This is a genomic window from Citrobacter sedlakii NBRC 105722, from assembly GCF_000759835.1.
In the GTDB taxonomy this organism is placed as follows: Bacteria; Pseudomonadota; Gammaproteobacteria; order Enterobacterales; family Enterobacteriaceae; genus Citrobacter_A; species Citrobacter_A sedlakii.
The window spans coordinates 113,982-134,265 of the sequence record NZ_BBNB01000001.1 but is presented as its reverse complement, the minus strand read 5'-3'; the positions used below and the strand labels follow the sequence as shown (position 1 = coordinate 134,265).

Genomic DNA, 20,284 nt, shown 5'->3' with positions numbered 1-20,284 from the left:
TCCTTAGCGTCCGAGATACACATCAATGACCTGTTCATTGGCCTGCACGTCGCGCAGACTGCCTTCCGCCAGAACGCGTCCCTGATGCAGCACCGTGACGCGATCGGCAATGGTTTCGACAAAGCCCATATCGTGTTCCACCACCATCAATGAATGTTTTCCCGCCAGCGTCCGGAACAGTTCCGCGGTGTACTCCGTTTCCGCATCGGTCATCCCTGCCGCGGGTTCGTCGAGTAATAGCAGGTGCGGCTCCTGTACCAGCAACATGCCAATCTCCAGAAATTGCTTTTGTCCATGAGAGAGCCGCCCGGCGTGACGCCCGCGTTCAGTCCGTAACCGCAATAGCCCGAGCATTTCATCGATCCGATCATGTTGTTCGCTGTTTAGCGTGGCGCGCAACGACGCCCACACCGATTTATCGCTTTTCATCGCCAGCGCCAGATTGTCCGCCACCGTCAGAGCTTCAAACACCGTGGGTTTCTGAAACTTGCGGCCAATACCCTGGCGGGCAATGGCGATGGGATCCAGCGTCGTCAGATCCGTCGACTGGTCATACAACGCTTTTCCGCTTTGGGGCCGCGTTTTACCGGTAATTACGTCCATAAGCGTGGTTTTTCCTGCGCCGTTGGGGCCGATAATGCAGCGCAGTTCTCCTACGCCAATGTTCAGGGTGAGATCGGTAAGCGCCTTAAAGCCATCAAAGCTGACGTTGATGTTTTCCAGCTGTAATACCGGGTCGGTTTGCTGGCGATAGCGATCGCCCGGCACCTGGCGGGTGAAAAGCCCTTCGTCTGGCTGCATTATTTTTCTCCTTTACGAAACAGGCCAATCACGCCGCGCGGTAAAAACAAGGTGACAACAATGAAAATTAACCCGAGAAACAGCTGCCAGTATTCCGGCATGATGACGGTGAACAGGCTTTTCGCCCCGTTAACCAGTACCGCGCCAGTCACCGGCCCAATCAGCGAACCGCGTCCACCCAGCGCAACCCAAATGGCGGCCTCAATGGAGTTGGTTGGCGACATTTCGCTGGGGTTAATGATGCCGACCTGTGGCACGTAAAGCGCACCGGCCAACCCGCAAAGCACAGCGGAAAGCGTCCAGACCAGCAGCTTGAAGCCCTTCGGATCATAACCGCAATACATCAGCCGATTTTCTGCGTCGCGAACGGCGGTCAGGATGCGCCCAAATTTACTCCGCGCCAGCGCGAATCCCAGCCACAGCGCCAGCACCAGCAGAAGCACCGTCGCCAGAAACAGCCCAATTCGCGTGCTGGTGGCGGTGATCGGCAGTCCCAACAGGGTCGTGAAGCCAGTAAAACCGTTGTTGCCGCCAAAGCCGGTTTCGTTACGAAAGAACAGCAGCATCCCGGCGAAGGTCAACGCCTGCGTCATGATCGAAAAATAGACGCCTTTGATCTTCGATCGAAACGCAAAGTAACCAAAGATGAGCGCCAGCACGCCCGGCGCCAGCACCACCAGCGCCAGCGCCCAGGCGAAATGTTGCGTTCCCCACCAGAACCACGGCAGCTCGGTCCAGGAAAGAAAAGACATAAACGCCGGTAATCCCTCCCCGGCGGCCTGGCGCATCAGGTACATCCCCATCGCGTACCCGCCCAAGGCAAAGAAAATTCCGTGTCCGAGCGACAACATACCGGCATAGCCCCAGACAAGATCCAACGCCACCGCCACAATCGCATAGCAGAGGATTTTGCCGGCAAGCGTAAGCGTCCAGACGGATATCGCCAGCGGGTGGTCGGCAGGCAGCAGCGCCAGAAACGGCAGCGTCACCAGCATTAGCAGGACAAGCGAACCTGTCACGAGGCTGGCGCGCGGCGCTTTGCGCGCCAGCGTTAAGGTCATTGGCATAGTCATTAGTCAGCCACCCTCCCTTTTAAGGCAAACAATCCCTGGGGTCGCTTCTGGATAAACAGAATGATCAACACCAGAATGACGATCTTCCCGAGCACCGCCCCCATCTGCGGCTCAAGGATCTTATTAAATACCCCGAGGCCAAACGCCGCCGCCACGCTGCCAGCAAGCTGACCAACGCCGCCCAGCACCACCACGAGAAAGGAGTCGATGATGTAGCCTTGCCCCAGCTCAGGTCCGACATTACCAAGCTGCGACAACGCCACGCCGCCCAGGCCGGCAATGCCCGATCCCAGACCAAACGCCAGCATATCCACCCTGCCCGTCGGGACGCCGCAGCAGGCCGCCATGCTGCGGTTTTGCGTCACCGCCCGTACCCGTAACCCCAGCCGCGTTTTAGCGAGCAGCAGCCAGGTAAAGACCACCACCAGCAGCGCAAAGCCAAACACCACTATCCGGTTCCACGGCAGTACGAGGTTCGCATACACCTGCACGCCGCCGGACAGCCAGGCCGGATTCGCCACTTCCAGGTTCTGTGCGCCAAAGGTCATGCGCACCAGTTGGATCAGCATCAGGCTAATACCCCAGGTCGCCAGCAATGTCTCCAGCGGACGACCATAAAGATGGCGGATCACCCCACGTTCGAGAATCATTCCCACGCTGGCGGTGAACAGAAAGGCTACCGGTAACGCGATGAGCGGATACAGCGCCAGCCACTGCGGCATGAACTGCGCCATCAGGTGTTGCACCATCCACGTACAGTAAGCCCCAAGCATCAGCATTTCACCGTGGGCCATATTGATTACCCCGAGCAGGCCATAGGTTATCGCCAGGCCGAGGGCCGCCAGCAGTAACACCGAACCTAATGACAATCCCATAAACGCCTGCCCGAGCAGTTCGCCTGTCGCCATACGATGTTGAATCCGCGTCACGCTCTCAGTTGCCGCTTCACGTACGCTGGCGTCAGGCTCGTGCGCATGGTCGGTAAAGGGTTGCAGACGCGCCTGCATTTCCGGATCGCTGGAATCGCCGAGCAGCGTAATGGCCTGACGACGAACGTCCGCGGAAGGACTGGTCAGTTGTAGACTCGCCAGCGCGCCGGTCAGACGCGATGTCACAACGGGATCGCTTTCTGCGGCCAGACGCTGCTGGATAAGCGGCAGCATGGCAGGCTGCGCGCCGCGCTGTAGCGCCGTGGCGGCGGCGCGCCTTTCTGTGACACTGTCACTTATAAGTTGATGCGTGGCCAGCGCGCCAGCCACCAAATTACGCAACCGGTTAGTCAAGCGCAGCTTTTTAAGTGTGCCGGTTGGCGTACTGGCTGCGCCCAGCGTCGTCAACTGTGTCCCGTTTTGCGTGAAAGCCCTTTTTTTGCTGTCAAGCAGCACACTTTCCTTGCTTAATGCCGCCAGCAACGGCAGCCGCTGCGGTTCAGGCGACGCCGTCCACTGCTCCAGCAACTGCGCCTGTTGGTTGCGGCTGGCGGCGACAAACGTGTCGGCATCGCTGGCCTGAACCAACCACGGCATCAACCCCAGCGCCAGCACGACACCGTGAATAAAGCTCATGGCTTTCATGTCCTGTTCTCCCGTTATCCTGCCCTCCCGCCGGAGGGCGTCGTCTCAGTTACTCGCCGTTTTCACCGGCTGCTCTGATTTTTTATCGTTACCGGCAATGAAGGGACTCCATGGCTGGGCGCGGACTGGTTCTTCAGTCTGCCACACCACATTAAACTGACCGTTGCCTTCGATTTCGCCGATCATCACGGGCTTATGCAGATGATGGTTGGCGGCATCCATCGTCAGGGTAAAGCCTGATGGCGCCTGGAAGGATTGTCCTGCCATCGCCGCACGGACCTTATCAACATCGGTCGTTCCGGCCTTCTCAACCGCCTGCGCCCACATGTGCAGGCCGACGTACGTGGCCTCCATCGGATCGTTTGTAACGACCGTCCCGGCGTTCGGTAAATTGTGCGCTTTCGCGTAGGCGCGGTAGTCGGCGACAAACTTCTGGTTTACAGGGTTATCGACGGACTCGAAATAGTTCCAGGCGGCAAGGTTGCCGACCAGCGGCCTGGCATCGATACCGCGCAGTTCTTCTTCACCAACCGAGAACGCCACAACCGGTACATCGGTCGCTTTCAGCCCCTGATTAGCCAGTTCTTTATAGAATGGTACGTTTGAGTCGCCGTTAATGGTGGAGACCACCGCCGTTTTGCCGCCAGCGGAGAATTTTTTGATGTTGGCAACGATAGTCTGGTAATCGCTGTGACCAAACGGGGTGTAAATCTCTTCGATATCTTTATCTGCCACCCCTTTTGAATGCAGGAAAGCGCGCAGGATCTTGTTGGTGGTACGCGGATATACGTAGTCGGTACCGAGCAGAAAGAAGCGTTTAGCGCTACCGCCATCTTCACTCAGCAGATACTCGACGGCGGGAATAGCCTGTTGGTTAGGCGCGGCGCCGGTGTAAAAAACATTCGGCGACATCTCTTCGCCTTCGTACTGTACCGGATAAAATAGCAGGCCGTTGAGTTCTTCAAACACCGGTAACACTGACTTTCGGGAAACGGAGGTCCAGCAGCCAAACACGACCGCCACCTTATCCTGGCTCAGCAACTGCCGCGCTTTTTCGGCAAACAGCGGCCAGTTGGACGCCGGGTCGACCACCACCGGTTCCAGTTTTTTCCCTAATACCCCGCCTTTTGCGTTGATTTCCTCAATCGTCATCAGCGCAACGTCTTTCAACGGGGTTTCCGATATCGCCATAGTGCCGGAAAGCGAATGCATAATGCCGATTTTAATGGTGTCGGCGGCCTGGACGCTGAAGCTAAGCCCCATGGCAACCACCGAGGCAGAGAGGGCAAAAGCTTTAAGTAATGTACGACGCTGCATAGTTTCACTCCTGAAAAGAAAGATGCTGTGCGATCCGACAAACAAAACGGCGCAAAAATGACGTTCAGGAGGAATAAGGCAAAAAAGATGCCAGAACGGCGAAGGAGAAAAAAACGCGCTGAGTGGCGCGATATAAAGGGGTAATGAACCACAATGGCACAGCGCTGCATTACGAGCGTGCAGCGTCGTGCTCAGTCATGAAGCAATTTACCAGACCTGCCGGGCAATTTCGGTGATTAGTTTAATTTTGCTCCATTGTTGGGCTTCCGTCAGCGTATTTCCTTCTTCAGTCGAGGCGAAACCACACTGCGGACTCAGGCAGATTTGCGCCTTGTCGACATAATGTGCGGCTTCCTCAAGGCGCGCTTTCACCCCTTGCGGATTTTCCAGTTCGCCGTGTTTGGTCGTGATCAGTCCCAGCACGACCTGCTGATGGCCAGGGCGAATAAAGCGCAGCGGCGCGAAGTCACCGGAGCGATCGTTATCGTATTCAAGGAAAAACGCATCCACATTCACGCTGCCAAACAGGATCTCAGCGACCGGCTCGTAGCCTCCTTCCGAAATCCAGGTAGACCGGAAATTACCGCGACAGACATGCAAGCCAATCGTCATATCAGCGGGCTTATCACGCAACGCGCGATTAATTACGTCGGCATAGATGCGCGCCAGGGCGTCCGGATCGTCTCCCCGCTCACGGATCTGTTGGCGCTGCGCATCGGAACATAAGTAAGCCCATACGGTATCGTCCAGTTGCAGGTAGCGGCACCCGGCAGCATAAAATGCGTGAATAGCATCACGCCAGGTGGACGCGAGATCGTCGAAATAAGCATCGAGGTGTGGATACACCGTCGCGTCAATGTCCTTACGCCCGCCACGGAAGTGCAATACGCTGGGGCTGGGGAGGGTCATTTTCGGCTGCGCATTGCCGCTGATGCTTTTCAGATAGCGAAAATCCTCCAGCATCGGATGATCGCCGAACGCCAGCTTCCCGGTGACGCGAACGCCGTGGGCTTTAGTCTGAACGCCGTTGAACTGAATACCTTGCGCTGCGTCGTAACGCTCTACGCCCTGCAGTCCGTCAAAGAAATCAAAATGCCACCAGGCACGACGAAATTCCCCGTCCGTCACAACGTGCAGGCCGCAGGCGCACTGTTGCTCTACCACGTGACGTATCGCTTCATCTTCAACCGCGCGCAGCTGACTGGCGCTTAACGCCCCGCGGGAATACTGTTGGCGAGCCTGTTTGATTTCATCCGGGCGTAAAAAGCTCCCAACGACTTCTGCACGAAACGGGGCCTGTTGTCTTTGCATGCGATCTCCTTTGTCATCCGGCAATGATTACCGGAGGTGATAGTTTCTTATTTAAACATTAAGACTTCTGGATGGCTATACGTCCAAACTGACATACCACAGGCCGTCGGGCAAACGAGAAAAATTCATGCCTGTTGAAATTAATTCAGGTTGCCGTCGGCGGGAAAGCTAAGGCGCAGGTTACGTTCGCCCATCCGGAAGTGCCGCCTGTCATGCTTTTCACTGCCAGTCCTATGTTGCCTGCAGCAACGCCGCGTGATTGCGCCACCCTTTTCGACATACTTATGTCGCCCCTCTCTCGCAATATCGTTAAAAATTTACTTTTATCGGGAAATAATCACTTAATTCAGCTCTTGTTTAGATTAGAGCTGCTAATATCTCTGTCATCAACCGAAATTAAGGTAAGCGAGGACACACACAATCAAATAAACGGAGGCAAACATGCTGGGAAATATGAACGTATTTATGGCAGTTCTGGGAATTATCTTGTTTTCCGGATTTCTCGCCGCGTACTTCAGCCACAAATGGGATGACTAATGAACGGAGATAATCCTGCACCGCGAAGGCCCCTTGTCGCATTACAGCACAAGGGGCCACTTTTTTATCTGTCGCCAATAAAAAAAACCGCCGGATAACCGACGGTGAATGCTTGCATGGATAGATTGTTTTTACTCTTTTCGTTGTCATGCGATTCCTTGCTCAACAACGAATCACAGCCAACTTACCACGCCTTTTCTCAATGGAAGTTAAACGGCGAAGATTTACCCGTCCGCCGGTCGCGTTTCTAATTTTGTCAAAATGGCGTGTCCAAAGTAATTACTCCAGTTGAAGCTGTTTTGCAAAACCACCACTGCATTTTGATTTTTCTTGTCGTAGCCAATATAGCTCGAATAGCCGCCAATATAACCAACCTGATAGGTAATGGTACGGTCAGGTAACGTATCACTCACCCATGCAATGTTTGCCGCCTCTTTTTCCTGAGCGAAATAAACGCGCGAAACCTCGGCGAACGCCGCGCTGAGCGCGACGGGTTGACCTTGGGCAAAGTGGGCGCGAGCATAGGTCGCCAGATCGCGGGCGCTGCTGTACAAACTTGCCGCCCCCACCATATTGTTTTTAAACACCCAATCCGGCGTCAGATGACCACGCGATATAAACTTTGGCTGATCGCCTGCGTGACCGAGGGCGCGATAAGGGTATGCCTGAAGCTGCGCCGGAATGAAACTGCTGTTATTCATCGCCAGCGGCTGAAACAGTAGCCGGTTTGCCAGCGACTGGATGGTCTCCCCGGTTTTACGTTGCACACTGTAGCCCAGTAAGGCATAGCCAATATTCGAATACTGCGGTATTCGCGCGTCCGGCGCGCTGAAATCGGCGAGATAACGTAGCACATCGTCACTGTCCAGCTGCGTATAAAAGTTTTCGCCAGTGCTGAAATAGCGCAACACGTTTTCCAGCGTCAATAGATCGATAGGTTGTCTGGGTAAGCCCGACGTGTGGGTCGCCAGCTGTAACAACGTGATCTTTTTCGCATCGTCACTGAGCGGCGTGTTAACGGGTAAAAGCTGTTCCAGCGTGTCGTCCCAGCTAAACACGCCCTGTTGAACCAGCATGGTTAACACTTCTGCCGTTACCCCTTTACTAAGCGAACCCAGCGCAAACAAGGTGTCTGGTGTAATGGGATATCGATGACGCGCGTCGGTAACACCATAACAGTGAAATTCTACCGGCCCGTTATGCTGGATCACCGCGACAACCATGCCGGATACCTGCTTTTCCTGCATGTATCGGGTAACCATTGGGTCGATGCCGCGCGCGTAATAGCCCACCACAGCCTGCGCGCTTTTTTGCGCAGGCATATCCATCTGAGAAAGCGTACTGTTTCCGCAGGCGGACATTAAAAAGATCGAGGCGAGGATCAGCGGCTTGCCCGGATTCATCGTCAACCCGCCGCCCGTACAGTCATCGTATGCCACGGCGATGACGAAACAGAGAGCATGAGGGAAGAAAAAGCGGACATAGTGAGGACGGGCTCCAGAAAAAGAAGCCCGCATTGTACATCAGTCACCTGACGTATTGAATGTCAGCGTTGTCTTAATCCTTGACCTCCGCCGACATGACTAAGCGTGTCCTATTTTTGTAGACGGGTTACCCGCACGACCGGCGGCGTCGACTTTTTGTCCAGGCTGCCATTGATATTGATCATCTGGTCCGGCTGCACTTCACGTCCATCAAATACGGACGCAGGGATCACCGTATCGATTTGCCCCGATTTGTCGCGGAACACGTAGGTATCATTGCCTTTTTTGTCGATCAGATTGCCTCGCAGAGAGACCGTAGCCCCATCATGCATCGTTTTAGCAAATTCAATCGTCATTTTTTTAGCATCCTCCGCTCCCCGGTAGCCATCTTCAATCGCGTGAGGCGGTGGCGGCGCAGCATCTTTTTTTAACCCACCTTCATCAGCCGCTAACGCGTAAGGCATTATAAGAACACTCGTTAATACGATAATGTTAAATTTCATTTTTTCCCCTTTCGGCGTTCGGTTTGACTTATTAAGTCTGGTTGCTATTTTTAAATTTTACAAATTAGCGTCCTGCTGAGGAGTAGATTGGTGTGAAATCAAGCAGGTACGGCAACCTCAATTTACAGGCAGGTAGACTATGCCCGGTTCTGACGATACCAAACACCCTATTCCGTTTGTTGAAGAAAGTCGTAAGGCGCTTAACTTTGAAGATAAATTCAGACGAATCGGCTTTACATGTTTGCTGTTAATTATTATCGCGGCCTTGAGCGGTTTATTTTCCAGCGGTTACTTTAGCAGCAGCAAACTCGTTGCCGATAACCCGAAGTTGCAGGTGGAATATGAAAAATTCGGACGTCTGATGAAAGATGACACGCTCAAAATTAGCTTGCCTTCCCCACCTTCCGGCCCACTTACGCTGCAATTAGGCAAGGATTTTACCGCTTCCTTCCAGATAGAAACCATCACCCCTGAGCCAGACAGCATGCGCAACGTCAACCATCAACTGGTCATGGAGTACGCATCAACGCCAAACGCGGAGACCACCGTCTGGCTAACGGTTAAACCGCTCCGACCCGGCTTTTTTCAGACCACTCTTTCGGCCAATTCCGGGGCGGAAAAAGTGATTTCTCAATTCGTTTATCCGTAGGAGACGCGTATGGACATGGTTCTCAGAGCGATCGCCATCTACCTGATTTTGCTGATCGTGATTAAAATTGCCGGTAGACGGACGCTCATGCAAATGACGAGTTTTGATCTGATCCTGTTGCTGATAATCAGCGAAGCGACACAACAGGCTTTACTGGGAGAAGATTTTTCCGTTACCGGCGCCATGCTAACCATTATCACCCTTGTGGTGGTTGATATTTTGTTTGGCTATCTGAAAAAGAAAATACCCGGCGCAGAAAATCTTATTGATGGTGCGCCCGTTATTCTGGTGGCTCACGGTGCCGCTAATCAGACAAAACTGCAGAAAGTCAGCGTGTCGTGTGACGATATTATGCTCGCCGCACGTCAGAATCATGGCATTCTGGAAATGAAGGAAATTAAATATGCCATACTGGAAAGAAACGGACAAATTTCTATTATTCCAGAGACTGAAAAATCATGATGCCAATACCGACAAATAAAATTATTACGCTGCAAAATACCCAGACTGTCGCCGCCCTGACAAACCGCCTCGGCACGTTGCTCAGTCAACGACAATTACGCCTGACAACAGCGGAATCCTGTACCGGCGGAAAGCTGGGATCGGCGCTCTGCGCAGCCGAGGATACGCCGACATTTTACGGCGTCGGCTTTATCACCTTTACCGATGAAGCGAAAACAAGGATCCTCGGCGTGGCGGAACGCACGCTGGAAATACATACTGCGGTCAGTGAGGCGGTCGTGGCGGAAATGGCGACGGGCGCGCGCGAACACGCCGATGTTGATATCAGTATCGCGATAAGCGGCTACGGCGGCCCGGAAGGCGGTGACGACGGAACGCCTGCGGGCACCGTCTGGTTTGCCTGGGATATAGACGGCGCGGTTTACACCGTTGTGCAACAATTTAGCGGGGAGTGCGAAGAGGTGCTGGATCAGGCCGTTCGTTTTGCTCTTGCCCAGTTGCTGCGTCTGCTTGAGGATTAAAAATGAGCGGTGCCCTCTGACGGGCACCTCCTGCTTGTTACGCCAACCCGCGATGTTTCAGCATCGGCGTGATGGTGGGTTCACTTCCCCGCCAGGCCGGATAAAGGCGGTCGAGGTCTTCACTGTTGCCGCGTGAGAGAATCGCGTCACGAAAACGTTGCCCGTTCTCGCGCGTCAACCCGCCCTGCTCCTCAAACCATTGATAGCCGTCATCTGCCAGCATTTGCGTCCATAAATAGGCGTAATACCCTGCGGCATAGCCGCCGCCGAAAATATGGGCAAAATAACTGCTGCGATAGCGCGGGGGAACGGCAGGCAGGGCGAGATCCTCTGCAGCCAGCAACTGCGCTTCAAAATCGCCGACGTCCTGCGCGTCGCATGCGCCGGGTAAACTGTGCCACCCCATATCCAGCAGTGCGGCGCTGAGCAGTTCGGTCATGTCATAACCTTTGTTGAACAGGCTTGCCCTGCGCATTTTCTCCTGTAACGCTTCGGGCATTTTTTCCCCGCTGGCGTAATGGCGGGCGAAACGCGCAAACACTCCGGGATGGCTTGCCCAGTGCTCGTTAATTTGCGACGGAAACTCCACAAAATCACGCGGCGTATTCGTACCAGACAGCGTGGCGTAGCGTTGTGTGGCGAACAGACCGTGAAGCGTATGGCCAAACTCATGGAATAAGGTGATGACATCATCCCAAAAGAGCAGCGCGGGTTGTCCGGCGGCTGGCTTCTGATAATTACAGACATTGTAGATGACCGGGCGGCTATCAGTGAGCGTTGATTGCTCGACAAAATTGCCCATCCATGCCCCGCCGCTTTTCGAATCGCGCGCGAAGAAATCACCGTAAAACAGCGCCAGCCCGACGCCGTCATGGTCGAAGATCTCCCAGACGCGGACATCCGGGTGATACACCGGAATATCAAAGCGTTCAACAAACGTAATGCCAAAGAGTTGGTTCGCCGTCCAGAACACCCCTTCGTGAAGTACCGTGTTGAGTTCGAAGTACGGCTTAAGCTGAGACTCATCGAGGTCGTATTTCGCACGCCGGACCTGCTCGGCATAATACGCCCAATCCCAGGCCTCGGCGGTAAACCCGCCCTGTTCCTCGTCGATGACCTTCTGAATATCAGCCAGTTCATTCTGCGCGCGTTGACGCGCCGCCGGGACAATGGCGCGCATGAAAGCCAGCGCCGATTCCGGCGTTTTTGCCATTTGATCGGCGATTTTCCACGACGCGTAATCCGCAAACCCTAACAGTTTCGCCTGGGCGGCGCGAAGGCAGACCAGCCGCTGAATGATCGTCCGCGTATCGTTTTCATCTCCCTTCTCAGCCCGCTGCCATCCGGCGGTAAATAAATTCTGCCGTGTCTGGCGGTCACGTAACGCGCTGAGCGCCGGTTGCTGCGTCGTGTTCAACAGAGGGATCAGCCAGCCTTCATTCAGCCCTTTCTCCTGAGCCGCGTCGCGGGCAGCAGCGATTTCAACGTCGCTCAACCCATCGAGCTGGAGAGCATAATCCACCACCAGACCGCCGGACTTATTGGCCGCCAGCAGTCGTTGGTTAAACTGACTGGTCAGGGTCGCCGCCTCGGTATTGAGGGCTTTGAGCTGCGCCTTGTCTGAATCGCTGAGCCTTGCGCCCGCGAGGACAAAACGCTGATGGAGCACCTCAAGCAGCCGTCGCGACTCGCTATCCAGTTGCAGCGAGGCGCGCTGCTGCCAGAGGCTGTCGACGCGAGAAAACAGCGCTGCGTTCAGCCAGATATCATTCGCCAGCTCTGCCAGTTCAGCTGAAAACGCTTCGTCCAGCCGCTGTAATTCTTCGTTGGTGTGCGCGGAGGTCATGGCGAAGAAGACGCTGGTTACCCGGCTTAGCAACTCGCCGCTTTTCTCCAGCGCCACGACCGTATTGTCAAAGTCTGGCGCGGCATCGTTTTCAATAATGGCGGCAATTTCAGCGCGCTTCTGGCGCAGTCCTTCGTCAAAGGCCGGGCGATAATGCGCGATTTCTATCTGATCAAATTGGGGTGCCTGATACGGTAGCAGGCTCGGTTTAAAGAACGGATTCGTTAACGACATCTTTCACTCCTGAAAACGATTTGTTCACTAGAGTAGGCTTCCGTGGAAAAGACCGCAATCCTGTTAACGAGCATTACCCGCCAGCGTTGATCGCGTGCTATGGTAGTACGACGTAAAAAGCGTTGAGGAACAGTGAGATGATCGTTTTAGTAACCGGAGCAACCGCAGGTTTTGGTGAATGTATTACACGTCGTTTTGTTGAGAATGGGCATAAAGTGATTGCCACTGGCCGTCGCCAGGAACGCCTGCTGGAGCTAAAAGAGTCGCTGGGCGAAAACGTCCTGACTGCGCAACTGGACGTGCGCAACCGCGCGGCCATCGAGGAAATGCTGGCGTCGCTGCCTGCGCAATGGCGCGAGATCGATCTGCTGGTCAACAATGCCGGGCTGGCGCTGGGGATGGAACCGGCGCACAACGCCAGCGTTGAAGACTGGGAAACCATGATCGACACCAACAATAAAGGCCTGGTTTACATGACCCGCGCGGTCCTGCCTGGCATGGTTGAACGCAATCGCGGCCATATCATTAATATCGGCTCCACCGCCGGGAGCTGGCCGTATGCCGGAGGCAACGTTTACGGGGCGACTAAAGCCTTCGTTCGTCAGTTCAGCCTGAATCTGCGCACCGATCTGCACGGCACCGCCGTCCGCGTGACCGACATCGAACCGGGTCTGGTCGGCGGCACAGAGTTTTCTAACGTGCGCTTTAAGGGCGACGATCAGAAAGCGGGGAAAACGTATGAAAATACCACCGCCCTGACACCGGAAGATGTAACGGAAGCGGTCTGGTGGGTGGCGACGTTACCTGCTCACGTCAACATCAATACGGTAGAAATGATGCCCGTCACCCAGTCCTTCGCCGGACTGAGCGTACATCGCGGCTAATTTCTTCTCCCGGCCTGCGGGCCGGGTATAGCGCATCACAAAAAAGTGGTAGTATTTGTGGGTTAACTTTCTAAAAAGTAAGAGCGAATGACCGTCGAAACGCAACTCAACCCTACACAGCCCGTAAATCAGCAGATTTATCGCATTCTTCGTCGTGATATCGTGCACTGCCTGATCGCGCCAGGCACGCCGTTATCAGAAAAAGAGGTCTCGGTTCGCTTTGATGTGTCACGCCAGCCGGTACGCGAAGCCTTCATTAAACTCGCGGAAAACGGATTGATCCAGATCCGTCCCCAGCGCGGCAGCTACGTCAATAAAATCTCTTTATCACAGGTACGAAACGGCTGCTTTGTCCGTCAGGCCATTGAGTGTGCGGTCGCGCGTCGCGCGGCAGCGATGATGACCGACAGCCAGTGCTATCAGCTTGAGCAGAATCTCAACCAGCAGCGCATCGCCATTGAGCGTAAGCAGCTCAATGATTTCTTTGAACTGGACGATGACTTTCATCAGAAACTGGCGCTGATTGCCGACTGCCAGCTGGCCTGGGACACCATCGAAAACATCAAGGCGACTATTGACCGCGTGCGCTACATGAGCCTCGATCACGTTTCGCCGCCGGAGATGTTGCTTCGTCAACATCTGGATATTTTTGCGGCGCTGGAGAAGCATGACGCCGATGCGGTTGAAAACGCGATGACGCAGCATTTGCAGGAAATTGGCGAGTCGGTGCAGTTGATTCGTCAGGAAAACAGCGACTGGTTTACTGAAGAATAATTCCTCTCCCTCACCCTCCAGGGGTGAGGTTTCACATTTACACCTCTGCACGTCTGCATCAAAAAAGATGTGAGCTTGATCAAAAACAAAAAAACTCCGGACTGATGAGCGTATTTATATAGCGCCCGTTACGTGGGACCAGAGCCCACGGGCTTTGACGGTAAGTTAGAAAGGAGAAAACACCATGATGACATACGATCGTAACCGTAACGCAATCACCACCGGCAGCCGCGTCATGATCAGCGGTACCGGCGTCACCGGTCGCATTAAAGCTATCGCGACAGAGGGTCTGGACGCCGCGCAAATCCGTCGCGAAAAAACCGTGGAAGTGGAAGGTTGTGAAGGTAAGTTTGCGCCCGTCGAACTGATTCGTCTTGGCATGAACTGATGGTGTGAATGCCAGATGGCGTTTCACTTTTCCGGCCTGGTCTGAGTTTGGCTGAAAATCCCAGGTCGGATAAACAAAGCGCCATCCGGCAACCGCGTTGCTGTTACTTCAGATTTGCAGCATAGCGAGCCACGGTTTTTTTCGCCCCTTCCGCCAGCAGAGCCTGGTAGGCTTCTTTCACCGCGTTGGTGAACAACGCCACGTGTGGCAGTTCGTTTCCGAAGATCGCCTCAATCCCTAACAGGGCCTCAACGCGGCTTTCCCCTTCCGCACTGCTTTGCACCGCCTGTTGAATCACCGGCAGTAACGGATCGTTGACTTCAATCGCCTTCCCCTGTTCGTCCACACCGCCGACATAGCGCATCCAGCCCGCCACGCCCAGCGCCAGCAGGTCGAAACGGCTATTATGGGCCAGGTGCCAACGCACCGAGTCCAGCATACGCTGCGGCAGCTTCTGACTACCATCCATCGCGATCTGCCAGGTACGGTGGCGCAGCGCCGGGTTGCTGTAACGCTCAATGAGCAGATCGGCGTAGCGCGTCAGATCAACCCCCTGCACTTTTAGCGTTGGCGCCTGCTCATTGAGCATCAGCCCGCGGGCCGCAATGCGGTAATGTTCATCCTCCATGCAGTCGTTAATGTGCTGATAGCCCGCCAGATACCCCAGGTAAGCGAGGAAAGAGTGGCTACCGTTCAACATACGCAGCTTCATTTCTTCAAACGGGATAACGTCAGCAACCAGTTCAGCGCCTGCTTTTTCCCATTGTGGACGCCCGGCGACGAAATTGTCTTCAATCACCCACTGACGGAACGGCTCACACGCGACACCCGCCGGATCGCGCACGCCGGTCAGTTGTTCGATTTTATCCAGCGTTTCGGTGGTCACTGCCGGAACAATGCGGTCAACCATTGTCGACGGGAACGTCACGTGTTGCGCGATCCATTCTGCCAGCGCCGCATCAACCGCACGGGCATAGGCCGTGACCACGTTTCGCATGACGTGTCCGTTCTCCGGCATATTGTCGCAGGACATAACGGTGAAGGCGGGCAGCCCTGCCGCTTTGCGTCGCGACAGCGCTTCAACCACCACGCCCGGTGCAGTTTTAGGCTGATGAGGATTCCGGAGATCGGCTGCGATCATTGGGTGATCCAGCATTAACTGCCCGGTGGCGGGAGAATGGCAATACCCTTTTTCGGTGATGGTCAGTGAAACAATCGCCACCTGCGGTTCGCACATTGCCGCGAACACCGCTTCCAGTCCATCCACCTGGGCATGCAGCGCGTTCTTCACCACGCCAACCACTCTTGCCGTCCAGGCATCGGCAGACATTTCCGCCACGGTGTACAGGTTATCCTGCTGTTTCAAATCGGCAATTTGCTGCTCGCCGCCGATCAGGTTCACTTCACAGTATCCCCAGTCGCTGTTGTGTTCAGCCGCCAGGATGTCGGTATAAACGCCCTGGTGCGCACGATGGAACGCGCCAAAGCCGAGATGAACGATACGCGGAATCAACGTGTTGCGATCGTAGCCAGGTAACGTCGCTTTTGCCGTTAAGAGCTTGTTTTGCATTGTATGACCTATTTGGAATGAAATCAGGACCGTTTCAGAGTAACGCCTGTATGGTTGTATGTTTTGATTTGAATTAAGCTTTCGCTAATTGGTATAACATCATTTTTAAGTTATGTGACAGCATGCGAGATGCGCTGACAAACCGTCTTAAGGCCGCCGTTACGCGGCCTTTCACGTTCCATGCGGCTTAACCGTGTTTATGCCAGTCCTGATATTCATGTTTCAGACGTTGGGGAGCCGTTTCCGGCATCATGAGCAGACCTATCACCGATACAATGCCGAGTACAATGACGTAACTGGCCAGTCCGTAATAATGTCCACCTGTCATCTGCAGGATCTTAACCGCCACCAGCCCCAGTACGCCGCTGCCGATCAGTGACCCTAACTGCCAGATGAGTGCGATACCGCTACAGCGAATATGCGTCGGGAATAATTCGGGGAAAAATGACGCCTGAGGGGCATAACACATGCTGTGACCAAAGCTAATGACAACAATCATCACTAACTGCGTTAACCAAAAGTTATCCTGATTAATCGCCAGGAAGAACGGAATAATCATTACGACCTGAATCAGTGCGCCGATGATATAAACCGGTTTGCGGCCAATTTTGTCACACAGCGCCCCCATCAGCGGAATCGCTAACACTTCCAACACCACTGCCACAATCATTGTTTCCATCAGGATGTTGGCATCCAGATTATTGGCTTTACCGTAGGCCAGAACGATCACCGTAAACATCGCAAAGGTACAGGCTTCAATTAACTTTGCGCACACCCCTTTGACCACAATACCAGGAAAATCCCGGATAACCTCAACCAACGGACGTGATTCCTCCGCCTTAGTTTCACGAATCTGCGCAAAGACGGGGGACTCATCAATCTTCAAACGGATGAACAGGCCGACGATAACCAACAGGAGACTCAACAAGAATGGGATACGCCAGCCGTAATCCATCATAGCTTCTGGGGATAATGTCGCGTTCAGTAAGGCAAAAAGCGCCATCGGTAACAGAAATCCAACCGGCGCGCCAATCTGGACCCAACTGGCGAAGAAGCCGCGGCGTTTGGGCTCCGCGTATTCCGCGGTCATCAATACCGCACCGGCCTGCTCGCCTCCCACGCCGAATCCCTGTAGAACGCGGATGAAAATCAGCAATACAGGAGCCCATACGCCAATTTTTTCATAGGTTGGCAATAATCCAATACAAAACGTCCCCAGTCCCACAATCAAAATCGTAATGACGAGCGCTTTTTTACGCCCTACTTTATCGCCAATGTGACCAAAAACGATACCGCCCAGCGGCCTTGCTAAAAAACCGACGGCATAGGTGGCGAATGCGGCCAGCGTACTGATTAACGGATCGTCGCTGGGGAAGAAAAGATGCCCAAAAAACAGGACAGCAGCGGTGCCATAAGCAAAAAAATCATAATATTCCGCAGCGGTACCAATTGCTGAAGCGGAAGCAACACGACGGACCACAGGTTTGCTATCAACATTATTTTTAATATCAACCGAACTAACCATACATGTTTACCTTCGTTGGATCAGAGGTGAGCAACTTCCTTGTCGTTTAGGTTTACTTTACCAGTTCCACAATGTGCCATCTTCCAGTCGGGCGACCGGCAGATAAGCGGGGTCATAGGGATATTTCGCCGCCAGCTTTTCGTCGAACTCAATGCCCAGTCCCGGTTTGTCGCCCGGGTGCATATAACCGTTGTCAAAACGCCAGTTATGCGGGAAAACGTCCAGCATTTGCTCTGAATATCCCATGTACTCCTGAACGCCGAAGTTGGGCACCCAGAGATCAAAGTGCAGCGCCGCAGCCATGCACACCGGAGAGAGATCGGACGGCCCGTGGGAGCCCGTGCGAACCTGATAAAGCGACGCGAAATCGGCGATGCGGCGCATTCCGGTAATGCCGCCTGCATGGGTGATGGTGGTGCGGATATAGTCGATCAGCTGTTCTTCTATCAGTTGCTTGCAGTCCCAGATACTGTTAAAGACTTCACCGACAGCAATCGGCGTAACGGTATGTTGTCGAATCAGGCGGAAGCATTCCTGGTTTTCCGCAGGCGTCGGGTCTTCCATCCAGAACAGACGATAATCTTCGATGCTCTTTCCAAAACGCGCCGCTTCAATCGGCGTTAAGCGATGATGCATGTCATGCAGTAAGTGTTCATTGAATCCGAACTTGTCGCGAACGGCTGCAAACAGCTTCGGTGTGAAGTCGAGGTATTTCTCGGTAGACCAGAGCTGTTCTTCCGGCCACTGTCCCTTGGTTGCGGGTTCGTAGGCCAGCCCTTTCCCTTTGGACATACCGTAAGTGGTTTTCATCCCCGGTACGCCGCACTGCACGCGAATCGCTTTAAAGCCCATCTCTTTATGGCGAGCGTAATCTTCCAGCACATCGTCAACGGTATGTCCGGTGGTGTGGCAATATACCATCACCCCTTCGCGGGACGCGCCGCCGAGCAATTGATACAGCGGCATGTTTGCCGCTTTGGCTTTGATGTCCCAGAGCGCCATGTCGACAGCAGAGATGGCAGACATCGTTACCGGGCCGCGACGCCAGTAAGCCCCCTTGTAAAAAAACTGCCAAATATCTTCGATACGGTGCGCATCGCGACCGATTAACTGTGGGCAGAGATGATCTTTCAGGTACGACGCGACAGAAAGCTCGCGTCCATTCAGCGTGGCATCGCCCAGTCCGGTGATACCGTCTTCGGTGGTTATTTTCAGCGTGACAAAGTTACGTCCCGGACAGGTGACAAAAACCTCAGCCCCTACAATCTTCATTTTTCTTCCTACCTCTATGTGGTGATATTAAGAATTTATGCCTTACGCATACTACCATACAAGTATAACAAACCTGTTTCTCCACTGAGATCACAAAAATCAGCGTCCACTGACGTGGGGTTTGTGCCGATGCGCAAAAAAAGCGGTCCGTGAATACGTAACCGCTTTGAACGCAGGGGTTAAATGCGGCTGGCGCTGGGCAGCCTCTGTTTACTGCCTGTAACCTCTGCCGCATCCTCAGGAATACGCAGATCGCGATCGCAGACTTCCGGCATCAGTAGTGCGGAAATGAGGCCTATCAGGGAATAAATAACGATCATCACCAGGATCGGCAGCCAGTTGCCGGTCATGTTGCAGAAAATGCCCGCCAGTACCGGACCGAACCCCACCGCGACCAGCCCCCCGGCCTCCTTCGATATCGCCATGCGGGTGAAGCGGTTACGGGAGCCGAAGATCTCCGCCATGGTGATATTTTCAAGTGCAAACAGGCCAAGCACCGCAAAGTTATGAATGACAATCAGCGCCGTCATGATGATCCCGGGGCTGTACGTTTTATCCACGACAATCGACAGCATCGGGTAAGCAAGAATGATGGCCGAGATGTTTAACAAAATGTAGGGTAAACGGCGACCGTATTTGTCTGACAGCCAGCCCAGAAGCGGAATAGTGATAAAACCGATAATCGAGCTTATCATCAGCGCATCCGTGGGTATCGATTTGTTGAATAACAGCGTCTGGACGAGATAACCGGCAAGAAACGTCTGGATCAATCCCGAGTTACCGGCTTGCCCAAAACGTAACCCCGTTGCCAGCCAGAACGATTTACTGGAAAACATCGCGCCCAGAGAAACATCTGCTGCCGTCGGGGCTGCGGTGGTTTCACCTTCGTTGACCTGCTCAAACACCGGACTTTCTTTCAGGTTCAGACGCAGCCATATGGCGAAGATCATGACCACTACGCTTGCGAGGAACGGAATACGCCATCCCCAGGCCAGCAACGCTTCACGGTCAAGAGCGAAAAACATCACCGCCCAGATCGCCGTGGCGCTTAACGTACCGCAGTTGGTGCCCATCGCCACCAGAGATGAAATGATTCCGCGTTTCCCTTTCGGCGCGTATTCCGCCAACATGGTTCCGGCGCCAGAAATTTCCGCCCCCGCGCCTAGTCCCTGAATAATACGTAAAGTGACTAACAGCACTGGCGCAAAAATTCCGATTTGCGCGTAAGTCGGCAAAACGCCAATTAAGGTGGTGCAGATGCCCATCATGGTGATGGTGATAAAGAGCACTTTTTTGCGCCCTATTCTGTCGCCCATTTTGCCGAATATAAAAGCGCCGACGATACGAGCGATATACCCTGCGCCGTAGGTGCCCATCGCCAGAATAAGCGCCATAGCCGCGGATTGTTCCGGGAAAAATATCTCATGAAACACCAGCGCGGCGCCAAGAGAATATAACTGGAAATCCATAAATTCCAGGGCAGTGCCTAACCAACCTGAAACGGCGGCGCGCACCAGATCCTGCGTACTTCTTTCATGTTTTAATGTATTCATATTAGC

At 54.0% G+C, this 20,284-nt stretch carries 20 protein-coding genes; 8 read left to right on the top strand and 12 right to left on the bottom strand.

Annotated elements, in window-relative coordinates:
• Positions 1 to 3: 3 nt before the first annotated feature.
• The 5 genes from urtD to CSE01S_RS00665 form a co-directional block, all read right to left on the bottom strand.
• Positions 4 to 801, bottom strand: a complete 798-nt coding sequence (gene urtD, locus CSE01S_RS00685; RefSeq protein ID WP_042282931.1) for an urea ABC transporter ATP-binding protein UrtD — start codon at positions 799 to 801, stop codon at positions 4 to 6.
• Positions 801 to 1,874, bottom strand: a complete 1,074-nt coding sequence (gene urtC, locus CSE01S_RS00680; RefSeq protein ID WP_042282930.1) for an urea ABC transporter permease subunit UrtC — start codon at positions 1,872 to 1,874, stop codon at positions 801 to 803. Before urtC ends, urtD begins: the two co-directional genes overlap by 1 nt.
• Positions 1,874 to 3,448 (bottom strand): urea ABC transporter permease subunit UrtB, encoded by a 1,575-nt coding sequence (urtB, locus tag CSE01S_RS00675; protein ID WP_042282929.1) that lies wholly within the window; start codon positions 3,446 to 3,448, stop codon positions 1,874 to 1,876. Before urtB ends, urtC begins: the two co-directional genes overlap by 1 nt.
• A gap of 45 nt (positions 3,449 to 3,493) precedes the next feature.
• Positions 3,494 to 4,765, bottom strand: a complete 1,272-nt coding sequence (urtA, locus tag CSE01S_RS00670; RefSeq protein ID WP_042282927.1) for an urea ABC transporter substrate-binding protein — start codon at positions 4,763 to 4,765, stop codon at positions 3,494 to 3,496.
• A 207-nt stretch (positions 4,766 to 4,972) separates the two neighbouring features.
• Entirely contained in the window at positions 4,973 to 6,076 is a 1,104-nt protein-coding gene (locus tag CSE01S_RS00665) for a cobalamin-independent methionine synthase II family protein (RefSeq protein ID WP_042282925.1), read from the bottom strand.
• 441 nt (positions 6,077 to 6,517) lie between these two features.
• On the opposite strand from CSE01S_RS00665, the gene mgtS reads away from it, so the two are divergent.
• Both mgtS and CSE01S_RS23575 read left to right on the top strand, forming a co-directional pair.
• Positions 6,518 to 6,613 (top strand): protein MgtS, encoded by a 96-nt coding sequence (gene mgtS / locus CSE01S_RS22980; RefSeq protein WP_000901367.1) that lies wholly within the window; start codon positions 6,518 to 6,520, stop codon positions 6,611 to 6,613.
• Complete coding sequence (locus CSE01S_RS23575) at positions 6,613 to 6,711, top strand: hypothetical protein (protein WP_425279761.1); 99 nt, start codon at positions 6,613 to 6,615, stop codon at positions 6,709 to 6,711. Before mgtS ends, CSE01S_RS23575 begins: the two co-directional genes overlap by 1 nt.
• 126 nt (positions 6,712 to 6,837) lie before the next feature.
• Here the strand turns inward: CSE01S_RS23575 and CSE01S_RS00655 are convergent, their stop codons facing one another.
• A complete protein-coding gene (locus tag CSE01S_RS00655; protein WP_042284686.1) occupies positions 6,838 to 7,935 on the bottom strand; it encodes a serine hydrolase domain-containing protein in 1,098 nt (365 codons plus the stop codon).
• A gap of 272 nt (positions 7,936 to 8,207) precedes the next feature.
• The gene (locus CSE01S_RS00650) at positions 8,208 to 8,600 is read right to left on the bottom strand and encodes a YdeI family stress tolerance OB fold protein (RefSeq protein WP_042282922.1); all 393 of its coding nucleotides are present in this window, start codon (positions 8,598 to 8,600) and stop codon (positions 8,208 to 8,210) included.
• Positions 8,601 to 8,739: 139 nt separating this feature from the next.
• Here CSE01S_RS00650 and CSE01S_RS00645 point away from each other — a divergent pair, with 139 nt between their 5' ends.
• Genes CSE01S_RS00645 through CSE01S_RS00635 form a run of 3 tightly spaced genes read left to right on the top strand, consistent with a single transcriptional unit; the run spans position 8,740 to position 10,232 of the window.
• Positions 8,740 to 9,249, top strand: coding sequence for a hypothetical protein (locus tag CSE01S_RS00645; RefSeq protein WP_042282920.1), 510 nt, complete (start codon positions 8,740 to 8,742; stop codon positions 9,247 to 9,249).
• A 9-nt stretch (positions 9,250 to 9,258) separates the two neighbouring features.
• Positions 9,259 to 9,711: a DUF421 domain-containing protein gene (locus CSE01S_RS00640; RefSeq protein WP_042282918.1), complete on the top strand. Its 453-nt coding sequence runs from the start codon at positions 9,259 to 9,261 to the stop codon at positions 9,709 to 9,711.
• The gene (locus CSE01S_RS00635; protein ID WP_042282916.1) at positions 9,711 to 10,232 is read left to right on the top strand and encodes a 2-oxo-tetronate isomerase; all 522 of its coding nucleotides are present in this window, start codon (positions 9,711 to 9,713) and stop codon (positions 10,230 to 10,232) included. Before CSE01S_RS00640 ends, CSE01S_RS00635 begins: the two co-directional genes overlap by 1 nt.
• 37 nt (positions 10,233 to 10,269) lie before the next feature.
• Here CSE01S_RS00635 and dcp read toward each other — a convergent pair whose 3' ends face one another.
• Entirely contained in the window at positions 10,270 to 12,312 is a 2,043-nt protein-coding gene (gene dcp / locus CSE01S_RS00630) for a peptidyl-dipeptidase Dcp (RefSeq protein WP_042282913.1), read from the bottom strand.
• Positions 12,313 to 12,449: 137 nt separating this feature from the next.
• On the opposite strand from dcp, the gene ydfG reads away from it, so the two are divergent.
• From ydfG to ydfZ, 3 genes are all read left to right on the top strand, one after another.
• Positions 12,450 to 13,196, top strand: a complete 747-nt coding sequence (gene ydfG, locus CSE01S_RS00625; RefSeq protein WP_042282911.1) for a bifunctional NADP-dependent 3-hydroxy acid dehydrogenase/3-hydroxypropionate dehydrogenase YdfG — start codon at positions 12,450 to 12,452, stop codon at positions 13,194 to 13,196.
• An 87-nt stretch (positions 13,197 to 13,283) separates the two neighbouring features.
• The gene (locus CSE01S_RS00620; RefSeq protein ID WP_042282909.1) at positions 13,284 to 13,970 is read left to right on the top strand and encodes a GntR family transcriptional regulator; all 687 of its coding nucleotides are present in this window, start codon (positions 13,284 to 13,286) and stop codon (positions 13,968 to 13,970) included.
• A gap of 184 nt (positions 13,971 to 14,154) precedes the next feature.
• Entirely contained in the window at positions 14,155 to 14,358 is a 204-nt protein-coding gene (gene ydfZ, locus CSE01S_RS00615; protein ID WP_042282907.1) for a putative selenium delivery protein YdfZ, read from the top strand.
• A gap of 103 nt (positions 14,359 to 14,461) precedes the next feature.
• Here the strand turns inward: ydfZ and CSE01S_RS00610 are convergent, their stop codons facing one another.
• The 4 genes from CSE01S_RS00610 to CSE01S_RS00595 form a co-directional block, all read right to left on the bottom strand.
• On the bottom strand, positions 14,462 to 15,928 hold the full coding sequence (locus tag CSE01S_RS00610; RefSeq protein ID WP_042282905.1) for a mannitol dehydrogenase family protein: 1,467 nt from the start codon (positions 15,926 to 15,928) through the stop codon (positions 14,462 to 14,464).
• A gap of 187 nt (positions 15,929 to 16,115) precedes the next feature.
• Complete coding sequence (locus tag CSE01S_RS00605) at positions 16,116 to 17,453, bottom strand: MFS transporter (RefSeq protein ID WP_042282902.1); 1,338 nt, start codon at positions 17,451 to 17,453, stop codon at positions 16,116 to 16,118.
• Between the two features lie 57 nt (positions 17,454 to 17,510).
• Complete coding sequence (rspA, locus tag CSE01S_RS00600; RefSeq protein ID WP_042282900.1) at positions 17,511 to 18,725, bottom strand: starvation-sensing protein RspA; 1,215 nt, start codon at positions 18,723 to 18,725, stop codon at positions 17,511 to 17,513.
• 179 nt (positions 18,726 to 18,904) lie between these two features.
• Complete coding sequence (locus CSE01S_RS00595; RefSeq protein WP_042282898.1) at positions 18,905 to 20,278, bottom strand: MFS transporter; 1,374 nt, start codon at positions 20,276 to 20,278, stop codon at positions 18,905 to 18,907.
• Between the last annotated feature and the right edge of the window lie 6 nt (positions 20,279 to 20,284).